This window comes from Spirosoma litoris (assembly GCF_054776755.1).
On record NZ_BAAHBI010000075.1, the window covers coordinates 411,059 to 424,433 of the forward strand.

General features: G+C 45.3%; 14 protein-coding genes. All 14 read left to right on the top strand.

The genetic code is table 11. The features are described from left to right. The first annotated feature begins 87 nt into the window (after positions 1-87). The 14 genes from ACYVGR_RS36895 (at position 88) to ACYVGR_RS36960 (ending at position 12,830) form a co-directional block, all read left to right on the top strand. Positions 88-975, top strand: a complete 888-nt coding sequence (locus ACYVGR_RS36895) for a Ppx/GppA phosphatase family protein (protein WP_460965815.1) — start codon at positions 88-90, stop codon at positions 973-975. A gap of 222 nt (positions 976-1,197) precedes the next feature. Then, a complete protein-coding gene (locus tag ACYVGR_RS36900) occupies positions 1,198-2,565 on the top strand; it encodes a sensor histidine kinase (protein WP_460965816.1) in 1,368 nt (455 codons plus the stop codon). A gap of 99 nt (positions 2,566-2,664) precedes the next feature. After that, entirely contained in the window at positions 2,665-3,615 is a 951-nt protein-coding gene (locus ACYVGR_RS36905) for a GNAT family N-acetyltransferase (RefSeq protein ID WP_460965818.1), read from the top strand. Between the two features lie 178 nt (positions 3,616-3,793). Next, complete coding sequence (locus tag ACYVGR_RS36910; protein ID WP_460965820.1) at positions 3,794-4,711, top strand: motility associated factor glycosyltransferase family protein; 918 nt, start codon at positions 3,794-3,796, stop codon at positions 4,709-4,711. 7 nt (positions 4,712-4,718) lie between these two features. Then, on the top strand, positions 4,719-6,239 hold the full coding sequence (locus tag ACYVGR_RS36915; protein WP_460965822.1) for a sulfatase family protein: 1,521 nt from the start codon (positions 4,719-4,721) through the stop codon (positions 6,237-6,239). A gap of 43 nt (positions 6,240-6,282) precedes the next feature. Beyond that, positions 6,283-7,299 carry a UDP-N-acetylglucosamine 4,6-dehydratase (inverting) gene (gene pseB / locus ACYVGR_RS36920; protein WP_460965824.1) on the top strand — a complete coding sequence of 339 codons (1,017 nt, stop codon included), beginning with the start codon at positions 6,283-6,285 and terminating at the stop codon, positions 7,297-7,299. A gap of 51 nt (positions 7,300-7,350) precedes the next feature. After that, a complete protein-coding gene (locus ACYVGR_RS36925; protein WP_460965827.1) occupies positions 7,351-7,737 on the top strand; it encodes a hypothetical protein in 387 nt (128 codons plus the stop codon). Positions 7,738-7,739: 2 nt separating this feature from the next. Continuing rightward, positions 7,740-8,087, top strand: coding sequence for a helix-turn-helix domain-containing protein (locus tag ACYVGR_RS36930; protein ID WP_460965828.1), 348 nt, complete (start codon positions 7,740-7,742; stop codon positions 8,085-8,087). A 5-nt stretch (positions 8,088-8,092) separates the two neighbouring features. Then, positions 8,093-8,482: a hypothetical protein gene (locus tag ACYVGR_RS36935; RefSeq protein WP_460965830.1), complete on the top strand. Its 390-nt coding sequence runs from the start codon at positions 8,093-8,095 to the stop codon at positions 8,480-8,482. 15 nt (positions 8,483-8,497) lie between these two features. Next, entirely contained in the window at positions 8,498-9,670 is a 1,173-nt protein-coding gene (pseC, locus tag ACYVGR_RS36940; RefSeq protein WP_460965832.1) for a UDP-4-amino-4,6-dideoxy-N-acetyl-beta-L-altrosamine transaminase, read from the top strand. 21 nt (positions 9,671-9,691) lie between these two features. Then, positions 9,692-10,393 (top strand): pseudaminic acid cytidylyltransferase, encoded by a 702-nt coding sequence (pseF, locus tag ACYVGR_RS36945; RefSeq protein WP_460965833.1) that lies wholly within the window; start codon positions 9,692-9,694, stop codon positions 10,391-10,393. After that, on the top strand, positions 10,386-11,423 hold the full coding sequence (gene pseG, locus ACYVGR_RS36950) for a UDP-2,4-diacetamido-2,4,6-trideoxy-beta-L-altropyranose hydrolase (protein ID WP_460965834.1): 1,038 nt from the start codon (positions 10,386-10,388) through the stop codon (positions 11,421-11,423). Before pseF ends, pseG begins: the two co-directional genes overlap by 8 nt. 8 nt (positions 11,424-11,431) lie before the next feature. Then, entirely contained in the window at positions 11,432-11,974 is a 543-nt protein-coding gene (gene pseH, locus ACYVGR_RS36955; RefSeq protein ID WP_460965836.1) for a UDP-4-amino-4,6-dideoxy-N-acetyl-beta-L-altrosamine N-acetyltransferase, read from the top strand. 82 nt (positions 11,975-12,056) lie between these two features. Further along, positions 12,057-12,830, top strand: a complete 774-nt coding sequence (locus ACYVGR_RS36960) for a LamG domain-containing protein (protein WP_460965838.1) — start codon at positions 12,057-12,059, stop codon at positions 12,828-12,830. Positions 12,831-13,375 lie beyond the last annotated feature (545 nt).

Consider the following 13,375-nt stretch of genomic DNA (forward strand, 5'->3'; position numbering starts at 1 on the left):
GTGAAAAACTGAAAGAGTGAAAGAGCAAAATGACGTGCGTCAGCCTTTCATTCTTTCAGTTTTTCACTCTTTCACTCTTTTGACTCTATGAAACTGGCAGCCATTGATATCGGTTCCAACGCAGCCCGTCTGCAAATCTCAACAATACTTCACAACGACGACCTGGTTAGTTTTAAACGGGTTGAGTATGTCCGCTTCCCGCTTCGCTTAGGCCACGATGTGTTTAATTATGGCGCCCTGACCTCCGAAAGTGAAGCCCGAACCATGAAACTCATGCAGGCCTACAAACTGCTCATGGAGTTACATGAGGTAGAGGATTACATGGCCTGTGCTACCTCGGCCATGCGCGAATCTGAAAATGGGCATGAGGTTGCCAAGCGGATTGAAGCCCAAACGGGGATCAAGATCCATATCATTGATGGTAGCAAAGAAGCCGAGCTCATTAATAATGTAGTGGTGCAAGCGCTGGACGACCGTCAGTATTTACACATTGATGTTGGCGGAGGGAGTACAGAGTTAAACGTGTATGAGAATCGTCAAAAGATAAACTCCAAATCCTTTAAAATTGGCTCGGTTCGTTTGCTGGAAGGCAAGGAAACTAAAGGGGCCTGGCGTAAGATTGAAGATTGGGTGGAGGATAATGTTGATGGAACACGCGAGATTACGGCCGTTGGTACAGGAGGTAACATTAGTAAGCTATTTAATCTGGCCTCCAAAACCTCGGAACTGGAAACGACACGTTCCGAAATCGAACGGATTCGCGATTATATAGCCAGCTTTGGTCTGGAAGATCGGGTTAATAAGCTCCGTCTGAATGCCGACCGGGCCGATGTGATTGTCCCCGCAGCCGACATCTATATTTCAGTTATGAAGTGGGCAGGTGCCAACAAAATTATTGTGCCTGATCTGGGACTGAAAGATGGCATTATTCAATTAGTCTACTCACAATTGGGCAAACGGAAGTCTCTCTCCTAGTCCAACATTCATCAACTTAGCTACACAGTATCGCGGCCAAGCAGTCGCTAAACTCAAAAAAGGTTTACACGGTGTTACTGCTTGGCCGTTTAAAAAAATAAATCAGACATGCGGTAGGTTTTTTAATGAGTACGTTAAATTTGGTTAATCTTTTGCTTATCGCTTCTGCATAAGGAATAGCCGACTTGTCTGAACCAAGAAGTACTCATTAACTACCGTAACATGGACGTACTGCCAACTGCTCATTTACAGCAGCGGATCGACGCTCTGACACTTGAAAATCGTCAATTAAAATCTCAGCTAAACCAGCAAGGAGTTGACCAGCGGTTTCTGCTGGAATTTTCCGATCGATTTGCTACCTATAAAGTTGGTGATGAGTTTTTTCACTCGCTGGTCAACTATATTACTGAGCAAACCAAGCTGGACTATGTATTCTTGGGCGAATTAATTGAACCATCGCCGGGCGCATTTGCTATCCGTACGTACGCGCTCACCGCCAATGGCCAGACGGTTGGCAATATTCAATACGATCTGCCCGATGGCCCCTGCGAACAGGTTATTCAGGGTAAACTCTCGACATACCCCAGTCAGTGCCGTCGACTTTTCCCAAAAAATCAGACCCTGGTTCAGTTTAATGTAGAAGGCTACATCGGTTATCCCTTGTACGACGCAAAAGGGCGTGCCTTTGGCATCATCGTCGCCATGCACCAATCGGCCATCGATGAACCAGAGTATATTTCGTCGCTTTTAAAAATTGTAGCCAAACGGGCTGAATTTGAGCTTGAGCGGTTTCATTATGAAACAGAGCTTAAAGAAATCAACAGGGAATTGACGGAAAAGAATCAGGAGCTGGTCAACCGAAATGCCGAATTAGCTTCATTTAGCTATGTCGCTTCGCACGATTTGCAGGAACCTTTGCGTAAAATCCAGGCATTTGGCGACCGATTACAAACAAGCTATGCGCCAAAGTTAGATCAGGAAGGAGCTGATATTGTGGAACGAATGGTGGTGGCCGCCCGGCGTATGTCGATGCTTATCAAAGATTTACTCGACTACTCCCGATTGACCCTACGCCCGGATAGCTGGCGCCCTCAGCCCTTGGGCGAACTAGTCGAGACGGTATTGAGTGAATTGGAAATTGCCATTCAGGATACGGGGGCGTTAGTTCAGGTGGGCGAACTGGATACGATACCCGGCGACTCTCGTCAACTCGTACAACTGTTTCAGAACCTGATCTCCAATGCAGTCAAGTTTATAAAGCCAGGCGTAACTCCTCACATCCAGATAGAAAGCAGACGAGTCTGTAGTTCAGCGCTTCCTTCGTCCTTTGTTCCGCTATCGCCCAGTCTGGAGTACTGTCTTATCGAGGTTACCGATAATGGCATTGGTTTCGATGCTCATCAGGCAGAACGTATTTTTGGGACATTCCAGCGATTGCACGGCCCCGATAAATATCCAGGCACTGGTATTGGATTGGCCATTGCCAAAAAGATTGTCGAAAATCACCGGGGCTATATTATGGCGCAGAGTCAATCGGGTCAGGGCGCTACGTTCAGTGTGTACTTACCCACGCAAGATTTTCTTAGCTAAAAGCGAAAGGCTCAAAAACATAGAATCACGACTTCTACTTACTTAATACGGTTACTTCCAGCATGCCAGGATCGTCACAGGACCGACGTATCCAACAGCATGACCCTATATCGTATTCTGGTTCAGCAGAACCCATCTCCGCTTGATGTTCCTTTATTCTATCAGGATGGTTTTCTGTTTAATGAAACCGCTCACCTTTGGCAGCAAAACGGTGGTCAGTTTTATTTGGTTTTGGCCATAAATCTGGCTACCAAGCTAGTAGAAGCCCGTTGTGCGTTTTTTATTCAAGGCAACGAAGCAATTAGCCCTGCCGCTGCCCCATTCGGCTCTATCGAATTCGTGGAAGCCTTACCCGAATCGGTACTGAATGAATTTCTAAACGCGCTCATTGAGGTAGTTCGCTCGGTTGATGTCGCAACATTACGGTTAGTCAATTATCCCAATTGTTATGCACCAGAACAAGCGTGCTTGCTAATGAATCGCCTGATTAAGCATGGCTTCTATCTTCGGGAAATAAACCCAACCTCCTTTTTAGCAATTGCCGATATTCCGTTTGATCGCACCATTATTCCCGCTGAACGTCGACGATTACGCAAATGCCGGGAAGCGGGTTTTCAGTTTATGCATTGGAAGGAACCGAATCTCCATGAAGTGCTCGACTTTTTGCTGGACACCCATGCGCAGAAAGGCTATTCACTCACGCTACCGCCCAATCGATTGATAAAATTAGTTCAGGGCTTCCCAGAGCAGTTCGCGGTTTTTGTCGTAAGAAATAGAACCGAGCTTGCTGCCTTAACCATAGCTGTGCGTGTTCGCCAGGATATACTGTACAATTTCTTACCCGCATCACACCCCGATTATCAGGCATTTAGTCCGATGGTTATGCTAATCGATGGATTAGTTACGTATTGCCAGAAACAACAAATCAGACTGCTCGATTTGGGGGTATCGCTTGACGAGCAACGCCAGCCGAAACCGAGCTTACTACGCTTCAAACGTAATCTTGGCGCTCAGGAATCGCCCAAACTTATTTTTGAGAAACAGTTCTAGTTTTCGACAGGATTAACAGGATTTTCAGGATTTGTAATAACTTTTTAAATCCTGAAAATCCTGTTAATCCTGTCGAAAAAAGAACTTGTCCTACGCCCATCCAGCCCACCCTTCTCCCGGTCTGCTATTTTCTTCGTTATTTTGTAGAAAAAAAGGCTACCTGTCTGGAGCCGACAGCATGATTGAAGCTGGTTTTAATTCGGTTAGTCAATTCCTGAGTGAGTTGTTTGCATCGCTGGTATCGCTCGTGAAAGTAGCGATTCGTGGACGGCATGCCACTCGTTTGCCCGCCCGGCAACTTCCTGTTTGTTCTGTTTTGGGCAATGGCCCGTCGTTAAAAGAGTCGCTGAGCGAGCAGTTCGATTTTATTCGTCAGACCGAAATTGTCTGCGTGAATAACTTTGCCCACGCCGATATTTTTCCGCGATTACGTCCGCAGGATTACGTCATTTCGGACCCTAACTATTTCGTTTTCACCGAGCAAACTACTGACCGGGAAGATATTCGCCGGACGTTATCCGTTTTTCTGGAGACTGTCGATTGGCCCATGACGTTGTATGTCCCCCACTTTGCCAAAGGCTCCTATTTGCTTGGCAAGATTGAACGGGGAAATCCACGAATCAAGGTCGTTTATTTTAACTACACGGTTGTTCGGGGGTTCCGATGGCTGGTGTATTGGCTGTATGCCAAAGGTCTGGGCATGCCACAGGCACAAACCGTCATTATTGCCGCGCTGGCGCTGATGATCAACCGAAAATTCGAAACGATCTATCTCTTTGGAGCCGATACGTCCTGGCACGAAGAAATTCGCCTGAATGACCAAAATCAGCTCTTAATCAAGCAGATTCACTTCTACGACAAGCCCAAAGATATATCGCACCAGCCGGTTTATTCCGATGTACATCGGCAACGTACCTTTTCAATGGCCTCGCAGTTTTTATCGTTCCACAAAGTATTTCGAGGGTACGAAGTCTTGCGTGATTACGCCGATTATCGGGGCGTTCGAATCGTCAATGCCAGCGCCAAAAGCTACATCGATGCGTTTGAACGGGAATCGATCAACCAGCCAGTTAACCAATCAATACGTACTAGCTAAACCCGTCATGCAAGCAAAGTTTCTTCTCCTGATTCTTGGTAGTTGGCTAGTCGGCGAATCAGCTACGTTCGCGCAACAAAAGCCCAATATTGTTCTGATTTATGCCGATGACCTGGGCTATGGCGACATTAGTTGTAATGGCGCAACCAAAATCCGAACCCCAAATATTGACCGAATTGCCAAAGAGGGATTACAATTCACCAACGCTCACGCTTCCTCTTCGACCTGCACACCTTCCCGCTTTTCGCTCCTGACGGGTACTTATGCCTGGCGAAAAACCGGAACGGGCATTGCTCCCGGCGATGCAGCGCTGCTGATTCCTACCGATCAGATTACGCTACCCGGTGTTCTACAGAAAGCAGGCTACAAAACGGGCGTAGTAGGCAAATGGCATTTGGGGCTGGGACCTAAAGGTGGGCCAAACTGGAATGCCGACATCAAACCCGGTCCGCTCGAGATTGGCTTTACTTACTCATTCCTTTTGCCTGCCACCGGCGACCGTGTGCCCTGCGTGTATGTCGAGAATCACCGTATTGTTGGCTTAGATCCTGCCGATCCGATTCAGGTAAGTTATAAAAATCCAATCGGAAACGACCCAACCGGAAAGGAGCACCCCGAATTGCTCAAAATGAAGTACTCCCACGGGCACGACCAAACCATCGTGAATGGCGTCAGTCGAATTGGCTATATGAGCGGAGGAAAATCAGCACGGTGGGTCGACGAAGAAATGGCCGACGTGCTGACGGGGAAAGTCAATCAGTTTATTGAGTCCAGCAAAAACAACCCATTCTTTGTTTATTTCTCGACCCACGATATTCACGTTCCCCGCTTACCAAATTCTCGTTTTGCGGGTAAAAGTGGCATGGGACCTCGCGGAGATGCTATTCTCCAACTGGACTGGTGCGTAGGCGAAGTTACCAAAACACTAGATCGACTTGGCCTAACAAACAAAACGATTGTCATCATCAGCAGCGACAATGGCCCCGTAGTCGACGATGGCTATCAGGATGAGGCTGTTACCAAACTAAACGGACATAAACCCGCCGGACCACTTCGCGGGGGAAAATACAGTGCTTTCGATGCCGGAACCCGAGTTCCGTTTATTGTACGTTGGCCGGGTAAGGTAAAGCCCGGCACGTCCGATGCGCTGGTTAGTCAGCTTGATCTGCTAGCGTCATTTGCGTCATTAACGGGTCAGTCGCTGGACAAAATGGAGGCACGAGATAGTTTCAACATGATCGATACCTTTCTCGGAAAGTCGAAAAAAAGCCGGGAATATGTCATTGAACATGCGCTTAACGGCACACTTTCGTTGTTACAGGATAACTGGAAATATATTGAACCCAGCAATGGTCAGGCGTTTATGCGCGAGGTTAGCATCGAAACAGGTTACACTCCACAGCCCCAACTGTACGATCTGAAAGCTGATCTGGGTGAAACCAAAAATCTGGCCGGACAAAATCCGCAGATAGTTACTAAACTTGGGGCTTTATTGAACTCCGTTCGGGAAAAAGAAAGCTCAAAATAGACAGTTCTTTACACGGCCTCTGGGCCAACTCAGTACTTATAACATGCTTGATTTAACAAATAAATCCATTTTGATTACGGGCGGCACGGGCTCCTTCGGCAAAAAATTTGTCGAGATGGTTTACCAACGCCACCCGAACGTTAAACGTGTCGTCATTTACTCGCGCGACGAACTAAAGCAGTTCGAAATGGCGCAATATTATCCACAATCGAAATACAAATCCATCCGGTTTTTCATTGGTGATGTGCGCGACGGCGACCGGCTCAAGCGAGCTTGTGAAGGCATCGACATCATTGTACATGCAGCCGCTCTCAAACAGGTTCCGGCAGCTGAGTACAACCCGATGGAATGCATCAAAACCAACGTCTTTGGCGCCGAAAACGTCATTAACGCAGCGCTAGACAATGGCGTTAAGCGTGTAGTTGCCCTTTCGACCGATAAAGCGGCTGCGCCAATCAACCTTTACGGAGCAACCAAACTCTGCTCAGACAAGCTTTTTGTGGCTGCCAACAACATGAAAGGAAGCCGTGATTTACGGTTCTCCGTCGTTCGTTACGGAAACGTAATTGGCTCACGCGGCTCGGTGGTGCCCTTCTTCCTGGAAAAACGGAAAGATGGCGTCCTACCCATTACCCACCCCGACATGACTCGTTTCAACATCTCGCTCGAAGAAGGTGTCGAAATGGTGTTTCATGCGCTCGAACACGCCTGGGGTGGCGAGATTTTCGTCCCAAAAATTCCGTCCTATCGCATCACCGACGTGGCCACAGCTATCGGTCCCGACTGCGAACAGAAGCTGGTGGGTATCCGTCCGGGCGAAAAGCTACACGAGGAAATGATTACCGAAACCGACTCGCTCAACACGGTCGAAACGGATAAATACTACGTCATTACGCCCTCAACGCCCACCTGGAGCGTTGATGATTACATGGAAGCCTTCAACGGTAAGCAGGTTGAGATGGGCTTCAAATACAACTCCGGCACCAATACCGACTGGCTGAACGTGGAGCAACTACGCGACCAGATTCGAGCACATGTTGATCCATCGTTTTCGGTCTAGGGCATAATTTTAGTAATTCAGCCTATGCAGTTTAGCTCTAACTAAACTTTTATGAGTACGTTTGCATTAAGGAAAGTAGAGGCTGTAAAAGCTAAGCAGGAGTTAGATGAGTTAGTAATTGACGGAGTTGGACAGTTGGAAGCATTTGAACAGCTAATCGAAGCAACCGACAAACGTTTTTTAACAGAGTTCAAAACGTTGCTTTCCTATATAGAGTATGCTGCTAATGGAAATTCATTGCCTGATACAAAGTTCAAAGATGTTACTCCCGATGGTACAGTTCACAAAGAATACGAATTCAAATCCAAGCATTTGCGCGTGTATGCGATTAAACAGGCTAATGGCAAGATTATCGTATTAGGTGGCTTTAAGACGACTCAAAAAGCAGACTTTAAACGTTTTCGCTCCCTGAAAGAGCAGTATTTAAACTCGCTTTGACCATGACTAGAGATGAATTGATAAACAGCCGTGAATATTGGATTACTAAGATTCAACTTGATCTATTTAATCAATTAGAGAGCTACCTGACTGATAATAATATTTCACGAACGCAACTTGCAGAAAAGCTTGGTGTTACAAAAGGGTATGTATCACAGATTCTAAATGGTGATTTCGATCATAAAATCAGCAAACTCGTCGACCTAGCTTTGGCGATGGGAAAAGTGCCAGAAATCACATATATAAATCTGGATAAGTATAGAGAAGAAAAACTACCCCAGAATACTTTTAAAAGGGTAATTCATGGGGGACAACTACATACAATAAAGAACTTGGCCCAAGCCAGCTAGTAAAAATGTCTAAGCACGTTCTGTTTAAAATAGATTCTATAGAAGAAACTGATTTTTCAATAGATGATACTGTTTCAAGTCAGCCAGAGGAATTAGACTTCGATATAGAAGGCGGTGTGACAGCGCAACAGATTGACAGAATAATTGACGTTTCTTTTGAGGTAACGTTCTTACTTATTCAAGCCCGCAAGCCTGTCCTTCATTACGCGGCTAGTATCAAATTTTACGTTGATAATTTTGACGAATTTGTCACTTTTATTGACGGCCAGCTACTCATAGATGACTTTTTAAGAGAAAAACTGATTGCTATTTCTTTGAACACTATCCGTGGTATGTTATTTACAAAAACAGCCAATACTGGATTAGCTACCTGTTACTTACCATTGATTGACTGATCTATTGCTTTTATAATGCCAAACCTCATTCCATACGGTCGGCAGCACATTACCGACGAAGATATTGCAGCCGTTGCCGACGTACTACGCGGACCATTCCTGACCCAGGGGCCACATATCGGTGCGTTTGAAACTTCGTTTGCCAGCTATATTGGTTGTAAATACGCCGTCGCGATTGCCAACGGTACAGCAGCCTTGCATCTATGTTGTATGGCGTTGGGTGTGAAAGAAGGGACGCGCGTCATTACCACACCTATTACCTTTTCGGCGTCGGCCAACTGTGTCCGCTATTGCGGGGGTGAAGTTCATTTTGCCGACGTTGATCCCGAAACAGCCCTGCTTGACATCAATGCCGTACGGGCTTTGCTGGAACAGCATCCTAAAGGGTATTTTTCAGGTATTATTCCCGTCGATTTTGCGGGTTACCCGGTCGATCTGGTAGCCTTCCGTGAACTGGCCGATGAATATGGTTTGTGGCTTTTAGAAGATGCTTGCCATGCACCGGGCGGTTCGTTTACCGATGATGCAAATGGTAATCACCGCTGTGGCGACGGATCGCTGGCGGAGTTAGCGATTTTTAGTTTTCACCCAGTTAAGCATATCGCTGCTGGTGAGGGTGGCATGATTACCACAAACGACGAAGCTCTCTATAAACACCTGCTCCGGCTCCGTACCCACGGCATCACCAACAAACCCGCCGAGCTGACAGAGCCGTACGAAGGAGAACCCGAACGCGGAGGCTGGTACATGGAGTTGCAGGAATTGGGCTACAATTACCGCCTGACTGACATGCAGGCAGCCCTTGGAACAAGCCAGTTGCAACGCGCAGATGCCATGCTGGCTCGTCGGCAGGAAATTGCTAAACGCTACGACGAAGCCTTTATCGGCACCAATGTTACGACCATCGTTCCCCCTACCAACGTGAATCATGCTTATCATCTTTACGTAATTCAGGTGGATGACCGGAAAGGATTGTACGATTTCTTACGGACCAAAAACATTATGGCGCAGGTGCATTACATTCCTGTGCACTTAATGCCTTATTACCGTGAGTTTGGCTGGAAGCCCGGCGATTTCCCAAACGCAGAGCGTTATTATGCCCGTTGTTTGAGTCTGCCAATGTTCCCAACATTGACCGACGATGAACAGCAGTACGTAATTAATCAGGTACTAGCTTATTGTCAATAATTTAGCTTGCACAGGCTCTTTATGAATAATATAGCCATCATTCCGGCGCGGGGTGGCAGCAAGCGAATTCCGCGCAAAAACATTCGTCTGTTTCTGGGCAAGCCCATCATTGGCTATGTGATCAATGCCGCTTTACAATCGGGTTTGTTCAGCGAGGTGATGGTTTCGACCGACGATGATGAGATTGCTACAATTGCCCGCCAGTACGGGGCATCTGTTCCGTTTTTACGCACTCCTGAAACAGCGAACGATTATGCATCTACTATCGACGTATTGCTTGAAGTACTAGATGGCTATAACAAATCAGGCCTTAAGTTCCGCTCTCTTTGCTGTTTATATCCAACTGCCCCTTTCATTACATCCGATTTACTGATTTCGGCTTATCAAGTGCTTCTTGAAAAACAAGTTGATATTGTATATCCAATTCAGCAATTCTCCTTCCCAATTCAACGAGCGTTCAAATTTAATCATGGCTTATTGACATGGGCACAGCCTGATGCTTTTTTACTACGCTCACAAGACCTTGAGCCTATGTATCACGATGCAGGACAGTTCTATTGGTTCGATGCTGCTCGCCTAGAGCAGCATCGTCAGTTGGTTGGCCTAACTGCCGGCGGTGTTGTAATTGACGAGATGCACGCACATGATATTGATACCGCTGCTGATTGGAAAATAGCAGAGTTTAAATATCGGCTATTGCATAATTTGCTTTCAAATGAATGATCTTACTACTCCGAGGCTTGTTTTCCGTGCTGATGGCGGTTCTAAAATTGGCTTAGGTCATCTAATGCGCTGCCTGGCCATTGCTGAGATGGTAGGCGACTTATTCAAGATGTCCTTTGCGATTCAGCAGCCTTCCGAGGCAATTCAGCAGCTACTTCGGCAAGCCTCTTTCGACATAATCTGTTTACAGGAAACAACTAATTATGAAATTGATTTCCAGAATTTTAGTCAGCATCTAACTGGTCAGGAATTTATTATTCTGGATGGGTATTCATTTAGAGCTAACTATCAAAAGCAACTTAAACAGCATTGTCGAAAGTTGATAGCGATCGACGACCTGGCGTCTTGGCATCAATATGCAGATGTCGTCATTAACCATAGTGGTAATGCACGAATAATTGATTATCAGGCTGAAGGTTATACTCAGTTCTTGATTGGGTCAAGTTATGCATTATTAAGAAAATCGTTTTTAGAAACAAAAAGACAAGACAGAATCAATCAATTATCAAAATTTCAACCCCAGCATATTCTGGTTAATTTGGGTGGTGCCGATCCCGAAAACATCAGTCAACGAGTTGTGGAAAGTTTGATACAAGATTCATCAATAAGCCAGATTGTTGTCATTCTAGGAGCAGCAAATCCTTACGGCGAATGTTTTACAGCCTATCCTACAGATCGGGTGCAAATTCGGAGAAATTTAAATCCAGAGCAGGTAGTAGATGCCATTGAAAATTGTCATGCAGCCATTGTGTCGTGTAGCACTATTTCATACGAAGTTGCTACTGTTGGCAAACCGTTTATTGGTATTATAACAGCCGATAATCAGGCTGGTTTACGTGATTTTTACGCCGACAATCAAATTGCATTAGCAGTTATAGAAAAGGATTTTAATCCCATCGATTTAAGCTCTAAGCTAGCCTTGCCAGTTGGTGTTGTTAACGCTAGCCTAACTAGTCAACAACGATTCTTTGATGGCCGATCAGGCGAACGAATTGCTGCTTTTTTCCGAACATTACTGGCCAACCATTAAATAAGCCAATGGATATTACACTAACCTTGTTAACAGAAAACGATATTGAGCTGGTACGAATCTGGCGCAATTCACCCGAAGTGGCTCAATATATGTATACGAGCGAACTCATTACATCGGAGCAGCAAATAGCCTGGTTTACACGCGTACAAAACGATCCAACGTCTCGTTATTGGTTAATTGAATACAACGGAAAAAAAATAGGTTTAGCTTCATTAACTGGTATTAGTCAAACGCTTAGCAGTTGCTATTGGGCTTTTTATTTAGGTGACACCAGCATTCGTGGAGGAGGACTAGGCGCTAAAATTGAATTTAACGTACTAGAGTATGTCTTTAAAGAACTTAGACTCAACAAATTGCGCTGCGAGGTCATGACCTTTAACGACAAAGTAATATCGATGCATGAAAAGTTCGGTTTTAGACGGGAAGCCTACTATCGACAACATGTAAAAAAAGACGGTATTTGGCAGGATGTTGTCGGTCTAGCACTTTTAAAGCAAGAGTGGGAGGCTTACAGAGATGTTATGCGTGGCAAAATTTATGGTAGCTAAATCCTATTTTACGTATATTTTTCTAAATTACATTACTTCTCCATAAACATTCTTTTTCAACAGTAAGGAGAAATTACACACCATGAAACGAAGTTCCACTCTATTATTCCTCGCAAGTTTGTGGCTTGGTTCGATTGCCTGTCAGGAGCTTACGCCACTGACTCCACCGACGCTACCGACGCCACCTGCCCCACCGACATCATCTACGTGTGGGCCTATTACTGACGGTTTGATGGCTTGTTATAGTTTTACAAAGGGCATTAAAGACGAGAGTGGTAATAATAACCTTGTCCAAAATCGTGGTGCGACGCCCACCGCAGACCGTTTTGGGAATGAAGAATCGGCTTACGCGTTTGATGGTAACAGCTATATGGAGCTTCCCTCTAATACGTTCAATACGGAGGAGTTCACGTACACTGCTTGGGTTAAGCCTGCATACATTCCCTCCTGGAATGGGAACAATGGTGTGCTAACTATTATTAGCACAGGGAATTCTAATGGTGATCACGTTATGGTTTTAGCCAATACGACGGTACAGGGATGGGGCATGTGGTCGTATACGAAGGACAGAGCTTATAATAATTTTGCCTATTCAGGTGTTCTTCCTACCAGCACAGCCCAATGGTACCATATACTGGCAAGTCGGAGCAAAGATTCACTAAAAATTTATGTAAATGGAACGCTAAGTGCTTCGCAAAAAATGACTGCCCCTCCACTCTACGATGGTAGTGTACGTACTCTGATCGGTCTACGTTTCAATGGAACATTGTACTTTTCGGGTGTTATTGATGAAATCAAAATCTATAATCGTGCTTTATCCGACGGCGAAGCTAAGCTGGTTTACGAGACAAACTAATTGACTGAATAAACCAACTAATTCCTAACGAATAAATGTACCCCAAACTTATAGCCATAGGAATTATCTGGTCAACATGTTATAAAATAACTTTAAACTGAACGCGTCATACCAAGCAGTTCTAAACATACCCACCGATGAAATATTGTATACTCATTTTTATTCTTTTTTCTTCTATATATTCTAATGACAGCATTGGTCAAGCCACGAGTCAATTAATCGCCTGCTATCCATTTACAGGTAATGCCAAGGATGGATTTGGCCCAAATGATGGTACAGTCGTTGGAGCAACTCTTACGAAGACCGATTTGGAAATCCTAATAGTGCTTATTTTTTCAGCAATAACGCTTATATTGATTTACCAGCGGCACCATTTACAAATCCAACCTATACACTGTCGGCCTGGGTAAAGCTCGCTTCGTTTCCTGCTGAAACCGATGCTTACACAATTTTCTCTTTCAGCGAGCCTAATCAGTGTTTAACGTTGAAGCTGTTTAAACTTTCCGTTTTCGATTGATTTTTCGCAGGAAAATGACCGAGAATGC